At 33.4% G+C, this 16,160-nt stretch carries 17 protein-coding genes; all 17 read right to left on the bottom strand.

The annotated features are described in order from the left end of the window. Positions 1-12: 12 nt before the first annotated feature. The gene (locus tag ACNFIH_RS11655) at positions 13-783 is read right to left on the bottom strand and encodes a Bax inhibitor-1/YccA family protein (protein ID WP_035646250.1); all 771 of its coding nucleotides are present in this window, start codon (positions 781-783) and stop codon (positions 13-15) included. A gap of 162 nt (positions 784-945) precedes the next feature. Beyond that, on the bottom strand, positions 946-2,337 hold the full coding sequence (locus tag ACNFIH_RS11650; RefSeq protein WP_426483275.1) for an NADH-quinone oxidoreductase subunit N: 1,392 nt from the start codon (positions 2,335-2,337) through the stop codon (positions 946-948). A gap of 57 nt (positions 2,338-2,394) precedes the next feature. Then, a complete protein-coding gene (locus ACNFIH_RS11645; protein WP_426483274.1) occupies positions 2,395-3,834 on the bottom strand; it encodes a complex I subunit 4 family protein in 1,440 nt (479 codons plus the stop codon). Between the two features lie 10 nt (positions 3,835-3,844). Beyond that, a complete protein-coding gene (gene nuoL, locus ACNFIH_RS11640; protein ID WP_426483273.1) occupies positions 3,845-5,728 on the bottom strand; it encodes an NADH-quinone oxidoreductase subunit L in 1,884 nt (627 codons plus the stop codon). 6 nt (positions 5,729-5,734) lie between these two features. After that, positions 5,735-6,055 (bottom strand): NADH-quinone oxidoreductase subunit NuoK, encoded by a 321-nt coding sequence (gene nuoK, locus ACNFIH_RS11635; protein ID WP_012023318.1) that lies wholly within the window; start codon positions 6,053-6,055, stop codon positions 5,735-5,737. Then, positions 6,055-6,594 carry an NADH-quinone oxidoreductase subunit J family protein gene (locus tag ACNFIH_RS11630; protein WP_035646238.1) on the bottom strand — a complete coding sequence of 180 codons (540 nt, stop codon included), beginning with the start codon at positions 6,592-6,594 and terminating at the stop codon, positions 6,055-6,057. Before ACNFIH_RS11630 ends, nuoK begins: the two co-directional genes overlap by 1 nt. Next, a complete protein-coding gene (locus ACNFIH_RS11625) occupies positions 6,594-7,139 on the bottom strand; it encodes a NuoI/complex I 23 kDa subunit family protein (protein ID WP_035646235.1) in 546 nt (181 codons plus the stop codon). The genes ACNFIH_RS11630 and ACNFIH_RS11625 overlap by 1 nt, the downstream gene beginning before the upstream one ends. 83 nt (positions 7,140-7,222) lie before the next feature. Further along, the gene (gene nuoH, locus ACNFIH_RS11620) at positions 7,223-8,281 is read right to left on the bottom strand and encodes an NADH-quinone oxidoreductase subunit NuoH (RefSeq protein ID WP_193745210.1); all 1,059 of its coding nucleotides are present in this window, start codon (positions 8,279-8,281) and stop codon (positions 7,223-7,225) included. Continuing rightward, the gene (locus ACNFIH_RS11615; protein ID WP_035646230.1) at positions 8,281-9,312 is read right to left on the bottom strand and encodes a 2Fe-2S iron-sulfur cluster-binding protein; all 1,032 of its coding nucleotides are present in this window, start codon (positions 9,310-9,312) and stop codon (positions 8,281-8,283) included. The genes nuoH and ACNFIH_RS11615 overlap by 1 nt, the downstream gene beginning before the upstream one ends. 93 nt (positions 9,313-9,405) lie before the next feature. Continuing rightward, positions 9,406-10,776 (bottom strand): NADH-quinone oxidoreductase subunit NuoF, encoded by a 1,371-nt coding sequence (gene nuoF / locus ACNFIH_RS11610; protein ID WP_035646227.1) that lies wholly within the window; start codon positions 10,774-10,776, stop codon positions 9,406-9,408. A gap of 1 nt (position 10,777) precedes the next feature. After that, complete coding sequence (locus tag ACNFIH_RS11605; protein ID WP_426483272.1) at positions 10,778-11,308, bottom strand: complex I 24 kDa subunit family protein; 531 nt, start codon at positions 11,306-11,308, stop codon at positions 10,778-10,780. A gap of 42 nt (positions 11,309-11,350) precedes the next feature. Continuing rightward, positions 11,351-12,589, bottom strand: coding sequence for an NADH-quinone oxidoreductase subunit D (locus ACNFIH_RS11600; protein WP_035646222.1), 1,239 nt, complete (start codon positions 12,587-12,589; stop codon positions 11,351-11,353). A 25-nt stretch (positions 12,590-12,614) separates the two neighbouring features. After that, positions 12,615-13,136 carry an NADH-quinone oxidoreductase subunit C gene (locus ACNFIH_RS11595; protein WP_035646220.1) on the bottom strand — a complete coding sequence of 174 codons (522 nt, stop codon included), beginning with the start codon at positions 13,134-13,136 and terminating at the stop codon, positions 12,615-12,617. A 1-nt stretch (position 13,137) separates the two neighbouring features. Next, a complete protein-coding gene (locus ACNFIH_RS11590) occupies positions 13,138-13,686 on the bottom strand; it encodes an NADH-quinone oxidoreductase subunit B (RefSeq protein ID WP_035646217.1) in 549 nt (182 codons plus the stop codon). 148 nt (positions 13,687-13,834) lie between these two features. Then, positions 13,835-14,200 carry an NADH-quinone oxidoreductase subunit A gene (locus tag ACNFIH_RS11585; RefSeq protein ID WP_035646215.1) on the bottom strand — a complete coding sequence of 122 codons (366 nt, stop codon included), beginning with the start codon at positions 14,198-14,200 and terminating at the stop codon, positions 13,835-13,837. A 243-nt stretch (positions 14,201-14,443) separates the two neighbouring features. Continuing rightward, positions 14,444-14,638, bottom strand: coding sequence for a cold-shock protein (locus tag ACNFIH_RS11580; protein WP_007137066.1), 195 nt, complete (start codon positions 14,636-14,638; stop codon positions 14,444-14,446). Positions 14,639-14,870: 232 nt separating this feature from the next. Further along, the gene (locus tag ACNFIH_RS11575) at positions 14,871-16,160 is read right to left on the bottom strand and encodes an HlyD family secretion protein (protein WP_426483271.1); all 1,290 of its coding nucleotides are present in this window, start codon (positions 16,158-16,160) and stop codon (positions 14,871-14,873) included.

Below are 16,160 nucleotides of genomic sequence, written 5' to 3'. Positions count from 1 at the left end.
AGTAGAAAAAAATTATTTTTTCGATAATTTAGATAACAATCTTAGGAATTCAATATATAACCAAACTAATGTGATTACTAATCCCATAGCGCCAAACCATTCCATATATTTTGGCATCCTTTGCTGCGCACCTTTTTCAATTTGATCGAAATCTAAGAATAAGTTCAAAGCTGCAATAATAATTACAAAAACACTAATTCCAATACTCATCATTCCGTTTCCGTAATGAACAGGAGTGAAATTGAATATCAGAGAGGCTAACCAAGAAAATAAATAATAAGTTGCAATCGCTAATGTAGCAGCAACTACTACTGATTTGAATGTTTCAGTAACTTTTACGATTCCAAATTTATATAAACCCAGACAAACTAAAAATGTTACTAACGTAGCAGCAACAGCATTAATTACAATTCCAGGGTACATTGCTTCAAAAATTGCAGATATTCCTCCAATAAACAAACCTTCAAATAAGGCATAACCAGGTGCCAGATAAGGTGAATATTGTGGTTTAAACGCAGAAATTAATACTAAAATTAATCCAACGATTGCTCCTCCCATTGCAGGAAGCATGATGTTTATTCCATTAAAAGCCATCCACCAGGTTACCATGGCAGCTCCACATAGAATTAAAAATAAAATAGCTGTTTTATTAATTGTACCTGAAACGGTCATTTCCTGATCATAATCAATAATTTGCGCTTCGTGCACTTCTTCAGCTCTAGAAACAGCATTTGATGAAAAACGTTTGCTGTTTAAAAATGGATTTTTTGAATTGAAAGCCATAGTTTAAAATACATTTAGGTGAAATCAAATATAGGAAGTTTTTTTTAAGTCTATTGATTAGAGTTAAATTTTTAACATGAATTTTTCTTGATAAAATAGACTGTAAATAAAAAGCCCATCAAAAGAATATTTGATGGGCTTTACATATTTTGGATAAGCTTTTTAGCTCAATAAATCTAAAACCAAAGAAGGGAATAAACCTAAAATAATGTTCAAACTAATTGAAACAATTGCAACTGCATAGATAAGGAATGGTTTCCCAGTACGCTCTTCGTTAGGTTCTTTTGAATACATTGCCAAAATTAATTTGAAATAATAGCCAACACTAATAATAGAGTTGATAACAGCAACAATAACTAAAGCAATATAACCAGATTGGATAGTTTGGCTGAACAAGAATAATTTAGCAAAAAAACCAGAAAAAATTGGAATTCCGGCCATTGATAACAATGAACCTGTTAAGATTGCAGCCAATAAAGGATTCGTTTTTCCTAAGCCATGAAAATTTGTAACATCTTCATTATCCTGATTTTTGCATACATATAAAATAACACTAAATGCAGCAATTCCCGCCAATGCATAAGCCGCAGCATAATATAATAAAACGCCCGCAGAAGTTGCAATAGTTAAAAATGTCATTAACATAAAACCTGCATGCGAGATTCCTGAAAATGCCAGCATACGTTTTACATTTGTCTGACGAAGAGCCATAATATTACCCACTGTCATTGAAGCAATAGAAATGATAACGACAATGTTTTCAAATGTTCCTAAAAGATCTTGATTTTCTAATGATGGAATTAAGTTTAATCCAGCTACTAATTTATAAAGTGTTGCAACTGCTACAACTTTAGCTAAAGTACTCATTAATGCTGTTGTCAATGCAGGAGAACCTTCGTAAACATCCGGAGCCCAGAAATGGAATGGAACTGCAGCAATTTTGAAAAACATTCCAATAGTCATTAAAATCATTCCGATTGGAAACCAGATAGGCAATTCAGCAGATAAAGAGCTTTCGAAAATTTCAGTAACATCAAAAGTTCCCATTGCTCCGTAAATTAAACAAATACCAAATAAAATAATTCCAGATGCAAAAGATCCCATCAGGAAATATTTCATACCAGCTTCATTACTTTTTATGTTCAAACGATCACTCGCTGCAAGTACATATAGTGCAATTGACAAGATTTCGATTCCAAGAAAAAACATTGCTAAATTTCCAAAAGATACCATAGCAACTGCACCAGCTAATAAAAATATTTTTATTGCAATAAAATCGGAGATTTTTGTCTGATGGTTTTCGTAGAAATTATGGCTTAATGCTACAAGGAAAATAGTCAAAATAATAAACAATGATGAAAATGCAGTCGAGAATTTACTCACTACAATCATGTTATTGTAATAACTTGCTGTTGATCCAAACTCATAATAGTTAAGTGCCAAAACTCCTAATAAACCAACAATGGTAAATGGAACAATGGCTTTTCTAAAATTTAGAATTTCAAACAATAGGCAAAAAATACCCAATCCTGTTATAGCTATTAATGTATTCATTTTTGTTTTTTTGATTTAGGAAATCTAAAACGCCCTAATTTATTTTTATTTAAAATATTAATTTTTATTGATAACGTTTAAAATAGTTTCTAAACTTGGTGTGATCAAATCTGTAATTGGTTTTGGATAAAATCCGAAGAAAATCAATACAGCAATAATTGCTACCATAGAAATCCCTTCATTTACAGAAACATCTGCAAAAGTTTTAGAATTTGTTTCGCCTAACATTACATTTTGAAACATTTTTAACATATAATAAGCTCCTAAAATAATTGTTGTTCCGCCTAAAAGAGCGAACCCGATATTAATTTGAGAAAGGCTATACAAAACTGTAAATTCTCCAACAAAATTAAACGTAGTTGGTAAAGCAACAGAAGCTAAAACCAAAATTAAAAACATTGAAGTGAATTTTGGAGATTGTGTACGAATTCCGCCCAATTCTGCAATATTTCTTGTTTCAAATCTTCTGTAGATAATTTCTGCAGCATAAAATAATCCAACTACAACAAAACCGTGAGCGATCATTTGTAAAACTGCTCCACGGAAACCGTCAACGGTTAAAGTATAAGTTCCTGCAGCAATTAATCCAACGTGAGCAAGGGAAGAATAAGCTAATAATTTCTTTAAATCTTTTTGTCTTAATGCTACAATTGAGCCATAAATTACACCAGCAATTCCTAAAGCTATAAAAATGTTCATGTATTCTTTTGCAGCAAGAGGTGCAATTGGCAATTGCCAACGAATAACACTGTACAATCCCATTTTTAACATGATACCAGATAAAAGCATTGTTCCAACAGTTGGTGCTTTTTGGTAAACATTAGCCTGCCATGTATGAAAAGGAATAATTGGAATTTTAATTGCATAAGCCAAGAAGAAAGCCAGGAATATCCAAAGCTGTTCATCAGCAGACAGATTTAATTTGTATAAATCTTCGATTAAGAAACTGTGTGCTTTTGTGTATAAATAGATAAAAGCAGTTAACATGAATAAAGAGCCTGCAAGTGTATAAATAAAGAATTTAACAACTGCTTTTCTTCTTTCTTCAGCATCTCCGTTACCCCAGATCAAAGCAATAAAGTAGATTGGAATAAGTGCTAATTCCCAGAAAATATAATATAAAAGACCATCTGCAGCAAGGAATGTTCCTGTCATTGCAAATGCCATAAATAAGATTAGTGCGTAAAAAGCTTTAGCATTTTTATATTCGTTTCCAAAAGAAGAGAATATAATAATTGGAGTCAAAGCTGTAGTCAATAAAAGCATTGCAAGTGCTAATCCATCAGCATTTAAAGCAAATGAAATTTTAGGTTGTGTAATCCAGGCATTAATCAAACTGATATTTTCACCAGCAGAAAAATGATTCAACAATACAACCGAACAGCCCAAAGCCGCCAAACTAAAGAACAAAGCTACTTTTGAAGCGAGTTTGTCACCAACAAAATAAGTGACAAATGCACCAACTAAAAGAATAATTAATATAAGAGAAACGTTCATAGTTATAAAATTATTGAGCTAAAAATATATAAGATACAATGGCACAAAGACCTAACACGAAAGCAAATAGATATAATCCGATACTTCCTGTTTGTAATTTTTTTCCTTGAAATGATAATTCATTTGCAGCTTTGCCTAATCCAAAAACAAATGAAGATATTCCTGTTTCGATATAGTCTCTAAAGAATTTCGACAATCCGTTTACAGAACGTACAAATATTGCATCATAAGCTTCGTCAACATAATATTTGTTATATAAAACTTTTGCTACACCTGTAATGTTTTCATCGCTTTCAGGAACACTGTCTTGTTTGAAATATTTGATGTAAGCAATTAAAATTCCTAATAAACCACCTAAAACAGCAACACCCATTAAAGTATATTCTGTTGTTCCTAAATGATGTTCTTCGCCAGCTGTTTTTGTGAAAAGAGGAGCAAGATATTCGTTTAACCAGCTGTTTCCAGGTAAACTAATCAATCCACCAAAAGTTGCTAAAATAGCCAAGATGATAAGTGGAATAGTAATTAAAGCACCACTTTCATGTAAATGATGTTTTTGCTCTTCAGTTCCTCTAAATTCTTTAAAGAAAGTCAGGAACATTAATCTAAACATATAGAAAGCTGTCATGATTGAAGCAATAGAACCAACAACATATAATGGAATACTATGGTGGAAAGCGGTCATTAAAATTTCATCTTTAGAGAAGAAACCTGAGAAAAAAGGAACTCCTGAGATAGCTAATGAAGAAATTAACATTGTCCAGAAAGTGATTGGCATCGCTTTACGTAACCCACCCATTTTACGCATATCTTGTTCTCCGTGTAAACCGTGAATAACAGATCCAGATCCTAAGAATAAACAAGCTTTAAAGAAAGCGTGTGTGATTACGTGGAAAACAGCTACTTCATAAGCTCCAAATCCTAAAGCTAAAAACATTAAACCTAATTGTGAAACTGTAGAGTAAGCCAATACTTTTTTAATATCGTTTTGTACTAATCCAATCGTAGCAGCAACTAATGAAGTTATTGCTCCAATAATTGCAATGACAGTTTGTACATCAACAGCTAAATCAAAAACAAAGTTTAATCTTGTAACCATAAAGATACCAGCCGTAACCATCGTAGCTGCGTGGATTAATGCAGAAACTGGAGTTGGTCCAGCCATTGCATCAGGTAACCAAGTGTACAACGGAATTTGAGCAGATTTACCACAAGCTCCGATAAATAAACATAAAGCAGCTAACGAAAGCATTGATGAATCTAAGTTTGAAGCTCCAGCAATTGCAGTTTTTAAAGTTGCATAATCTAATGTTGAGAACATTGAACTAATGATGAACATTCCAATCAAAAGACCTAAATCTCCAATTCTGTTCATGATGAAAGCTTTTTTCGCAGCATCATTGTAATCCTGGTTTTTATGCCAGAATCCAATTAATAGGTAAGAACAAAGTCCAACTCCTTCCCATCCGATGAAAAGAACTAATAAGTTGCTTCCAATTACAAGCGTAATCATAAAGAATACGAACAGATTCAAATACGCAAAAAACTTATGCATATTCTCATCATCATGCATATAACTGATAGAGTATAAATGAATCAAAGATCCAATTCCGGTTACGAAAAGCAGCCAAAGAACAGATAATTGATCTAATAAAAATCCAAGATTGATTTTTAAGTTGCTAATTTGAATCCAATCAAATAAAGTAACTTCAATTGCTTTTCCAGTTGAAGTAATTTGATTAAAAAGTACAAGAGTAACGATGAAAGAAATTGCAACTGCAACAGTTCCGATTGCTCCAGAGACTGTTTTTCCTAAGCTTTTTCCGAAGAAAACATTGATTAGAAATCCTAAAAAAGGAGTTAATACTAAAAGTAAAGCTAAATTAATATCCATTTCTTTTTATCCTTTTAAATTTTTTAAGTTATCGATACTAATTGAGCCAATGTTTCTGAAAATAGAAACCAGAATAGCTAACCCAACTGCGACTTCCGCGGCAGCAACGGCCATCGAAAAGAAAACAAATACTTGGCCCTGCGCATCCTGATGATATGTTGAAAAAGCCACAAATAAAAGGTTTACAGCATTCAGCATGATTTCGATCGACATAAAAACGATAATAGAATTTCGTCTGTATAACACACCAAAAACACCAATACAAAAAAGTACAACACTTAAAAAGATGTAATTTTCAATACCTATTTGATTTAATATATTACCCATTATTTATTTAATTTTTCTTTTTTAGACAATAATACAGTTCCAATCATCGCAACCAAAAGTAAAATTGAAGCAAATTCAAATGGTACCATATATTCGTTCAATAATATTTTACCCAAAACTTTAATCGATTGGAAATCTTCACCAGTTGAATCGTATTCACCCACAATTGGCTTAGAGTTGATGAAAATTGTAATTAAAACAATAACAATCAAACAAAAAGAAACAATGGCACCCAAGCGTGTAATTCTTGGTCGGTGTACATCTTTTTGTTCGTTTAAGTTCATTAACATAATCGTAAACAGGAACAAAATCATAATGGCTCCAGCGTAAACTATTATGTGAACAATTGCTAAGAATTGAGAGTTTAATAATAAATAATGACCAGCGATAGAGAAGAAACAAATCACTAAGTAAATAGCTGAGTGAATTGGGTTTCTGCTAAAAATAGTCAAGAAAGCAGTGATTACTGTAATAAACGCTAAGATACAAAATATCACTCCCACAGGAGTTGCGTTTGCAAGATCAGGAATGTGTATCATTAGTTAGCGTTGTTAAGTTGTGAATTTTTGATAGCCATTTCTAAAGGCATCACTAATTTGTCTTTACCAAAAATGAAATCTTCTCTTTCATAACTGGCAGGAACTAATACTTTAGATTCTGTCAAGTAAATTGCATCTTTCGGACAAGCTTCTTCACATAAACCGCAGAAAATACAACGAAGCATGTTGATTTCATAGATCTCAGCATATTTTTCTTCTCTGTATAAATGTTTTTCATCCGCTTTACGTTCTGCAGCTTTCATTGTAATGGCTTCAGCAGGACAAGATAATGCACATAATCCACAAGCAGTACAGTTCTCACGGCCTTGCTCATCGCGTTTCAACATATGTTGACCACGATAAACAGGACTCATTGTACGTACCTGTTCAGGATAATGAATCGTAACTTTTTTTCTAAAAAGGTGTTTAAGCGTAATCGCCAAACCTTTTACAATCGCCACAAGATACAATCGTTCCAAAAAAGTCATGTCCTTATTTGACACCACTTTTTTTCTACCCGATAATGATATAGTTTCTATTGACATTTTTACTATTATAATTTATGATTCAAAATTTGATCATTCAAACTCAAATCTATTTTGTTTTTATTTGAAGCTAATTATGGTTTTTAGAACCCTAAAGCTGCTGCAATATCGTGTCTTAAAATAACAGCACCCGTAATCATAATATTAATAATCGAAAGCGGAATCAAAATTCTCCAGCCTAAGTTCATTAATTGGTCATATCTAAATCTTGGAATTGTCCAACGTACCCACATGTAAAAGAATATGAAGAAACATATTTTTACAAATAATACAGCAATTCCTAATAAGTTAGCCGTATTTACACCAACATTTTCTACCATCCATTGCATTCCAGGGTAGTTGTAACCACCAAAGAATAATACAGAAATAATAGTAGCAGAAGTAAACATACTTGCATATTCAGCAAATAAATAGAATCCCATTTTCATAGAAGAATACTCTGTATGATAACCTCCAATTAATTCGCTTTCGCATTCTGCTAAGTCAAAAGGCGTTCTGTTCGTTTCAGCAAATGAACAAATCAGGAAAATTAAAAATGATAATGGCTGATAGAAAACATTCCAGTTCATCCCTTGTTGCTGTAATGACATTTCTTTTAAACTCATTGTTCCGGTCATCATCAATAATGCAATCATTGATAATCCCATTGCAACCTCATAAGAAACCATTTGAGAAGCAGCACGAACAGCTCCCATTAATGAGAATTTATTGTTAGAAGCCCATCCACCAATCATGATACCGTAAACTCCAACAGAAAGAACTCCAAAAATGTATAATAAAGCAATATTTACATCGGTTGCCTGAAGAATAACTTCTCTTCCAAAGATCACTAAATGATCTCCCCACGGAATTACAGCACTTGTCATTAAAGCAGTACTCATAGCAATCGCCGGACCTACAACAAATAAAAATCTATTAGGAGTATTTGGAAAAAATTCTTCTTTAGAAAATAATTTCATACCATCAGCAAGAGGTTGTAATAAACCTCCCCATCCAGCGCGGTTTGGTCCAACACGATCCTGAAGGAAAGCTGCAACTTTACGTTCAGCCCATGTAGAATACATCGCCATAATCATTGTTACAGCAAAAACTACAACAATTACAACACTTTTTTCTATAATAAACGCACCATCTACCATCATTAAGAAATTTTGTTGTTAGTGTTTAATGGAATTTCAGCCATACTAATTTTTTTACGGTCAATATCTCTACCCATAAGAATATTCTTTTCAGTATCGATTTGTACTTTCTCTAATTTTTGAGTGTAGTTATTTTGGTTGATAACAGAATCTTTTTCAAATTCTCTTGGTCCTTCAATAACCCAGTCATTCACATCTTTGTGATCAAAACGACAAGAGTTACAAATGAACTCTTCAACTTCATGATATTCATCTTTACGACCCGTTACACGTTGAATTTCTCCACCAAACATCCAAACAGTTGTTTTACCACAACATCCTGGAGTCGTACATTCTCTGTGTGCGTTATAAGGTTTGTTAAACCAAACTCTTGATTTAAAACGGAAAGTTTTGTCTGTTAAAGCTCCAACCGGACAAACGTCAATCATGTTTCCAGAAAACTCATTGTCGATTGCTTTAGAAATTCCAGTTGAAATATTAGCATGATCACCACGATCTAATACTCCGTGAACTCTGTTGTCTGTCAATTGATCTGCAACTTGTACACATCTTTGGCATAAAATACAACGGTTCATATGCAGTTGAATATTTGGACCAATATCTTCTGGTTCAAATGTTCTTTTTTCTTCAATAAAACGTGACTTCGGATTTCCGTGCTCAAAACTTAAATTTTGAAGATCACATTCACCAGCCTGATCACAAATTGGGCAGTCTAATGGGTGGTTGATCAATAAAAATTCTGTTACAGATTTACGGGCTTCCGTTACTCTGGCAGAAGATTTACTATTTACTTCCATTCCGTCCATACATCCTGTTACACAAGATGCCATTAATTTTGGCATTGGTCTTGGATCAGCCTCACTACCTTTAGAAACTTCAACTAAACAACAACGACATTTTCCGCCGCTACCTTTTAATTTTGAGTAATAGCACATGGCTGGCGGAACCAAATCTCCACCAATCATACGTGCAGCCTGCAGGATCGTTGTTCCTGGCTCTACGTCTATACTTTGACCGTCTATGGTTACTTTCATCTCTTTATGATTTGAATGTTGAAAGTCGGAATATTGAAAAGAATTGCTGTCCTTTTTAACATCATGAACTTTATAACTTTCTGCTTTTTATTTTTATACGATTACCTTACCGCCTACTAAATGTTTTACTTGTGAAAACGGTTCAGCTACAAAGTGATCTCTATTTTTAATTTTTTCCGGGAAACGAACGTGATATTCAAATTCATCTCTAAAGTGACGAATCGCAGCTGCTACTGGCCAAGAAGCGGCGTCACCAAGTGGACAAATTGTGTTTCCTTCGATTTTACTCTGAATGCTCCACAATAATTCGATATCTTCTTCACGGCCTTGACCGTTTTCGATTCTCCATAAGATTTTTTCCAACCATCCTGTTCCTTCACGACAAGGCGTACATTGTCCGCAAGATTCGTGATGGTAGAAACGAGCAAAGTTCCAAGTGTTTCTAACAACACAAGCAGTGTCATTGTAAACAATAAATCCTCCAGAACCTAACATAGATCCGGTAGCAAAACCACCATCACTTAAAGATTCGTAAGTCATTAAACGATCTTCTCCATTTGCTGTTTTGAAAATCAATTCAGCTGGTAAAATCGGCACAGATGAACCTCCTGGTACAAAAGCTTTTAATGGTCGGCTTGAAGACATTCCTCCTAAATATTCATCAGAATTCATGAATTCGTCTACACTTAAACCTAATTCAATTTCGTAAACACCAGGATTTTTGATGTGTCCAGAAGCAGAAATTAATTTAGTTCCAGTAGAACGACCAATTCCAATTTTAGCATAATCGTCTCCAGAATTGTTTACAATCCATGGCACCGTTGCGATAGTTTCAACGTTGTTTACCACTGTTGGATTTGCCCAAAGTCCTGAAACCGCTGGGAAAGGTGGTTTAATACGAGGGTTTCCTCTTTTACCTTCCAAAGACTCAATAAGTGCAGTTTCTTCTCCACAGATATAAGCTCCAGCTCCACAGTGAACGTGAAGTTCAAGATCGTAACCTGAACCTAATATATTTTTTCCTAACCAGCCTGCAGCTTTAGCCTCGGCGATTGCTCTTTCTAAAATTTTGAAAACCCACATATATTCTCCACGAATGTAGATATACGAAAGGTTAGCTCCTAAAGCGTAACTAGAAGTGATCATTCCCTCAATCAACAAGTGAGGAATAAATTCCATCAAATAACGATCTTTGAAAGTTCCCGGTTCAGATTCGTCGGCGTTACAAACTAAGTGTCTTGGTTTTCCTGATTTTTTGTCAATAAAGCTCCATTTCATTCCGGCAGGGAAACCCGCACCACCACGACCACGAAGACCTGATTTTTTTACTTCTTCAGTAACTTCATCCGGAGTAAGTGTTTTTAAGGCTTTTTCTACAGAAGCATAACCGCCATTTTGACGATAAACTTCGTAGGTTTTAATTCCAGGAATATTGATTTTATCTAATAATATTTTTTGTGACATCTTATTTATCGTGTAATATTATTTTATCATCTTTACAATCAGCGATTAACTGATCGATTTTTTCTTCTGTCAATTTTTCTTTGTAGAAATCGCCTAACTGCATCATTGGAGCGTATCCGCAGGCACCTAAACATTCTACACCAGCAATGGTAAACATTCCGTCTGGAGTTGTTTCGCCCATTTTAATGCCTAATTTTTCAGAAGTATAATCCATTAAATTTTCGGCACCGCTTAAACAACAACAAGAAGTCTGGCAAAATTCAAACATGTATTTTCCAATTGGCTTTTGGTTGAACATGGTATAAAAAGTAACCACTTCATAAACTTCAATTGGTTTGATCTGAAGGATTTCAGCAACTTTATCTTGTAGTTCAATACTAAGCCAGTTGTTGTGAGCATCCTGAACTTCATGCAAAACAGGCAATAAAGCCGATTTTTGTTTGCCTTCAGGATAATGACTAATCAATTCATTGATACGAGCGATCAATGCCTCAGTCATATTTATTTCTTGTTTGTAATGTTTTTTTTCCATTTTATTCTTGTTTTGCCACAAAGGCGCAAAGGCACAAATTTTTTAGGCGTCTAATTCTCCTGCAATTACATTTAAACTTGATAAAATAACAATTGCATCAGAAAGCAACGATCCTTTAATCATATCCGGATATGCTTGATAATAAATAAAGCAAGGTCTTCTGAAATGTAATCTATATGGAGTTCTGCTTCCGTCAGTAACTAAATAGAAACCTAACTCTCCATTTCCACCTTCAACAGGGTGATAAATTTCTGCAACTGGTACAGGAACTTCTCCCATTACGATTTTAAAATGATAAATTAGAGATTCCATATTATTATAAACATCTTCTTTTGGAGGAAGGTAATAATCAGGAACTTCAGCGTGATATTCGTTTCCGGCTGGCATTTTTTCTAAAGCCTGACGAATAATGCTTAAACTTTCCCAAACTTCAGCATTACGAACACAGAAACGATCGTAAGTATCACCTGACTTTCCAACAGGAATATTAAAATCAAAATCTTCGTAAGAAGAGTAAGGCTGTGCTACACGTACATCATAATCAACTCCTGCAGCACGTAAGTTAGGACCTGTAAATCCGTAAGCCATTGCTTGTTCAGCTGTGATTGCACCTACGTTTACAGTTCTGTCAAGGAAAATTCTGTTTCTTTCGAATAAGTTTACGAACTCTTGCCAAGCAACAGGAAATTCTTCAAGGAAAGTATCTAGTTTTTTGAAAGCTTCTGGTGACCAGTCTCTTTCGAAACCACCAATTCTTCCCATATTGGTTGTTAAACGAGCTCCACAAATTTCTTCATAAATCTCGTAAACTTTTTCTCTGAATTGAAAAACGTATAAGAAACCTGTATACGCACCAGTATCAACACCAAGAATCGAGTTACAGATTAAGTGATCTGTAATACGAGCCAGCTCCATTACAATAACTCTTAAATATTGTGCTCTTTTTGGAACTTCAACACCTAGTAATTTCTCCAATGTCATCCACCATCCCATATTATTAATAGGAGAGGAGCAATAGTTCATACGATCTGTAAGAGGCGTGATTTGATAGAAAGGACGATTTTCGGCGATTTTTTCGAAAGCTCTGTGGATGTAACCAATAGTTGGTTCAGCTTCTAGAATTCTTTCACCATCCATTAATAGGATATTTTGAAAAATACCGTGAGTCGCAGGGTGAGTTGGACCTAAATTCAGTACCGAAAGTTCGCTTCCGTCTTCGTTTAGTTTCTCCTTAATTATTTTAGCATAACGATGCTCTGGTGGTAATAATAGTTCTGACATTTTATAATGTTGAATTATTTATTTTTTAGCAATTTGTTGTTGTTCTTCCAAAGAATCTGTCGTCTTTATCAGTTCTTCCGCTGTCTTCCATTGGGAATTCTTTTCTCATTGGGAAAGACACCATTTCATCCATATTTAAAATACGTTTCAATTGCGGGTGACCAATAAAATTGATTCCGAAGAAATCGTATGTTTCTCTTTCCATCCAGTTTGAACTCAAGAAAATATTTGAAACAGTTTTAATTTCTGGCTTTTCGCCGTCTAAATAAACTTTAATTCTGATGCGTTTGTTTTCGATCCAGTTGTGCATGTGGTACACTACTGCAAATTGACGATCTAGTTCGTTATCTGGATAGTGAACTCCGCATAAATCTGTTAAAAAGTTAAATTGCAGATCAGCATCATTTTTTAAAAACAGAATTAACGCTGTGATTTTGTCAGCAGTTGTTTCTATTGAAAAAATATCTCTTTCTTGTTGAAAGTTGAAAACATTCGTATCAAATGTTTCAATAAGTTTATCTTGAATCAGGGTATTTTCTAAAGCCATCTTATGAAATGTTATAGGAAGCTAATAATTCTTGGTATTCTGGAGAGCTTCTGCGTCTAACAGATTCGCTTTTTACCAATTCTTGTAATCTCATTACACCGTCTACGATTTGTTCTGGTCTTGGTGGACATCCTGGAACGTAAACATCAACCGGGATTACTTTATCAATTCCTTGTAAAACCGAGTAAGTGTCGAAAATACCTCCTGAAGAAGCACAAGCTCCAACAGCAATTACCCAGCGTGGTTCAGACATTTGTTCGTAAACTTGTCTTAAAATTGGAGCCATTTTCTTTGAAATAGTTCCCATTACTAATAACATATCTGCCTGACGAGGAGAGAAACTCACACGTTCAGAACCAAATCGTGCCAAATCGTAATGTGAAGCCATTGTTGCCATGAATTCGATACCACAGCATGAAGTCGCGAAAGGAAGCGGCCATAATGAGTTAGCTCTTGCTAAACCAACAACATCGTTAAGTTTTGTAGCGAAGAAACCTTCTCCTACAACTCCCTCTGGCGGTGCAACCATATTTACTTTTGAATCGCTCATTTTTATTTTAGATTTCTGATTTTAAATTTTAGATTTTTGAAATCTTGAAAAGTAAAATCAATTTTTTAAATCAATTTTTTATTCGAGGATTAGATTTTAAATTCTAATTCATTTTAAAGATTAGAAGTCTAAATCTAAAATCTCTAATTTATTCCCACTCTAAAGCTTTCTTTTTGATGATGTAAAAGAAACCAACTAAAAGCAAAGCCATGAAAACAATCATTTTAAGCATTCCTTCGATGCCTAAATCTTTAAAGTTTACTGCCCAAGGATAAAGGAAGATTACTTCTACGTCAAACAAAACAAATAAAATAGCAACAAGAAAGTATTTTACCGAAAAAGGAATACGTGCATTTCCAACAGATTCAATCCCACACTCAAAGTTTTTGTCTTTAACTTCAGAGGTTCTTTTTGGACCTAATTTTCCAGAAATAATAATTGTTCCTACTACAAAACCAACAGCCAGAATGAACTGCATTAAAATTGGAATGTAACTGTATTGATCAGATTGCATAAACTTAGGGTTTTTACTTAAAGAATAAGCCACAAAGATAACTTTCAACTATGTAAATCACAAACTAAAGAGGGATATAAGTATGTTGTGAAACGAGGTTTGTATCTAATTTTTATTGATTATAAATAAGAAGGTCTTTTTTTAATATTTTTTTAAGAAATGGACAAAAAAAAACGTTTCGAAATTAATCGAAACGTTTTTAAAACCATTCAGAGGCAAAAAAAATAAATTGCTATATTTTTCTTAGATTACTGCTACTTTAGCAGCAACTTTCCCTTTTCTTCCTTCTTCTTCTTCATAGCTTACACGGTCACCTTCGCGTAATTCTTCCGCGTTAATTCCTGAAGCGTGAACGAAGATGTCCTTTCCTGTTTCTTCGTCTGTAATGAATCCATAACCTTTAGATTCATTGAAAAATTTTACTGTACCTGTACGCATTGTAATTGTAATAATAATTTATAATAAAGCAAATGTAACATATTAACTAATACAAAAGACATGTACGTGTTAATTTTTTGTAAAAATTATTGATTTACAGTGTTTTTACGTGGTTTATTGCATCTATTTTTATATGAAATACCATAATTTGAGAATCGTTTATTGTAAGAATATACGAAAAACGGAATTGTAGGAATTTTTATATTTAGAAGTGTGAAATTTGCAATTAAATCTAATTTCTCGTAAAGAGATCTCTGAATTGATATAGTAAACGCTCTATCAGTCTTAAATCATCGGTAATTATATCTGCATTTCCTTGCATTTCCTGCTGAAATTTTATGTTTTTTTTATAAGATGTATTCAATCCATTTGGGAAGGCTATATCAATAAGTGAATTGCCTTCTCTATCAGGGGTTAATGATATTTTTGTTACAATTCCTTTTATAACGCCAAATTCTCTATCTGGATAGTTAATTAATTTGATATTTACTTTTTGGCCAATTTTTATCTTGCCAGAGTTTAAAGGCCGGGCTTTTATTTTACCAATAAAGATATTTTTGTTATTAGGGACCACAGCGCATATGGCCTCTCCGGCTTCAATTGTTTGGTTTTTTGACCATATTTGTAAAAAACTAATAACTCCATTTGTAGAGGAGGATAAAACATATTTTAGCTCCCACTCTTTTATAGCATTTTTTAACTGATAGAAGGCTTGAGTTTTATTTCTCTCTATATTAATATTTTCTTTACGCTCGTTATTGTGTGTCGTTTTGTTGTTTCTTTTTAATTCATTCAATGAAGATTTTAATTGTGAGATGTTGCTCAGTGAAGTTTTATATCCTTTTTGCGCTTGTAAATAGAGCAATCGTTGCTTCTCTACTTCTTGTGATGCATAAATACCTTTTTTGAATAAAATTTCATATCGATCAAGATCGTTTTTTTGTAAAATAAGCTCATTTTGATTTATCTTTTTTTGAGATTCTAATATACTTAAACGTTCCTTTAGTTGAATTGCTTCATAATTTTGTGCATCTGTTTCTATTTTATAAGGATGGAGTTCATTATTAAGCTTCTCAGCAATACTTTCTTTTTGAAAATTTGCAAAAGGAATTTCAACATCTCCTAATTGGGTATATCTTAATTTTTCAAACGGAAACTCTGTTCTACCTATATTTATAGTATCTAATATTTTTCTTAATTTAAAAATGTCTTTATAATTAGCTGAATTTTCTAGAATTGCAATTGGAGTACCCGACTCAATCTTTGATTTATCACTTGCTAAGATAGCTTCGATTTTTCCGGTTGTTTTTGCTAATACTTTTTGAGGAGGGATGCTTGTTGTTACTATAATTTGAGAAGATATAATATCAGGATATTTAATGAACCATGAAATTAGAAGTAATACAATGATAAATGTAAGTAAAATTGTATTGCCCCATTTTTGAATACTTTTGGGCGGATCGGAAAGAACATCTCTTACCTCTTCGCTATAAATTTTTAAGCCATCTTTTAACTCGTCCAT

It is taken from the genome of Flavobacterium sp. 2, from assembly GCF_049949195.1.
GTDB lineage: Bacteria > Bacteroidota > Bacteroidia > Flavobacteriales > Flavobacteriaceae > Flavobacterium.
The sequence above is the reverse complement of the archived record's forward strand: the minus strand, read 5'-3'. Positions and strand labels throughout refer to the sequence as shown.

Bases quoted from the DNA above. Each gene is read 5' to 3' on its own strand.
- ACNFIH_RS11655 (WP_035646250.1), bottom strand. From the start codon at position 783: ATGGCTTTCAATTCAAAAAATCCATTTTTAAACAGCAAACGTTTTTCA.
- ACNFIH_RS11590 (WP_035646217.1), bottom strand. From the start codon at position 13,686: ATGAGCGATTCAAAAGTAAATATGGTTGCACCGCCAGAGGGAGTTGTA.
- nuoF (WP_035646227.1), bottom strand. From the start codon at position 10,776: ATGTCACAAAAAATATTATTAGATAAAATCAATATTCCTGGAATTAAA.
- ACNFIH_RS11615 (WP_035646230.1), bottom strand. From the start codon at position 9,312: ATGAAAGTAACCATAGACGGTCAAAGTATAGACGTAGAGCCAGGAACA.
- ACNFIH_RS11605 (WP_426483272.1), bottom strand. From the start codon at position 11,308: ATGGAAAAAAAACATTACAAACAAGAAATAAATATGACTGAGGCATTG.
- ACNFIH_RS11650 (WP_426483275.1), bottom strand. From the start codon at position 2,337: ATGAATACATTAATAGCTATAACAGGATTGGGTATTTTTTGCCTATTG.
- nuoH (WP_193745210.1), bottom strand. From the start codon at position 8,281: ATGATGGTAGATGGTGCGTTTATTATAGAAAAAAGTGTTGTAATTGTT.
- ACNFIH_RS11575 (WP_426483271.1), bottom strand. From the start codon at position 16,160: ATGGACGAGTTAAAAGATGGCTTAAAAATTTATAGCGAAGAGGTAAGA.
- ACNFIH_RS11585 (WP_035646215.1), bottom strand. From the start codon at position 14,200: ATGCAATCTGATCAATACAGTTACATTCCAATTTTAATGCAGTTCATT.
- nuoK (WP_012023318.1), bottom strand. From the start codon at position 6,055: ATGGGTAATATATTAAATCAAATAGGTATTGAAAATTACATCTTTTTA.
- ACNFIH_RS11580 (WP_007137066.1), bottom strand. From the start codon at position 14,638: ATGCGTACAGGTACAGTAAAATTTTTCAATGAATCTAAAGGTTATGGA.
- nuoL (WP_426483273.1), bottom strand. From the start codon at position 5,728: ATGGATATTAATTTAGCTTTACTTTTAGTATTAACTCCTTTTTTAGGA.
- ACNFIH_RS11630 (WP_035646238.1), bottom strand. From the start codon at position 6,594: ATGATACACATTCCTGATCTTGCAAACGCAACTCCTGTGGGAGTGATA.
- ACNFIH_RS11595 (WP_035646220.1), bottom strand. From the start codon at position 13,136: ATGGCTTTAGAAAATACCCTGATTCAAGATAAACTTATTGAAACATTT.
- ACNFIH_RS11625 (WP_035646235.1), bottom strand. From the start codon at position 7,139: ATGTCAATAGAAACTATATCATTATCGGGTAGAAAAAAAGTGGTGTCA.
- ACNFIH_RS11645 (WP_426483274.1), bottom strand. From the start codon at position 3,834: ATGAACGTTTCTCTTATATTAATTATTCTTTTAGTTGGTGCATTTGTC.
- ACNFIH_RS11600 (WP_035646222.1), bottom strand. From the start codon at position 12,589: ATGTCAGAACTATTATTACCACCAGAGCATCGTTATGCTAAAATAATT.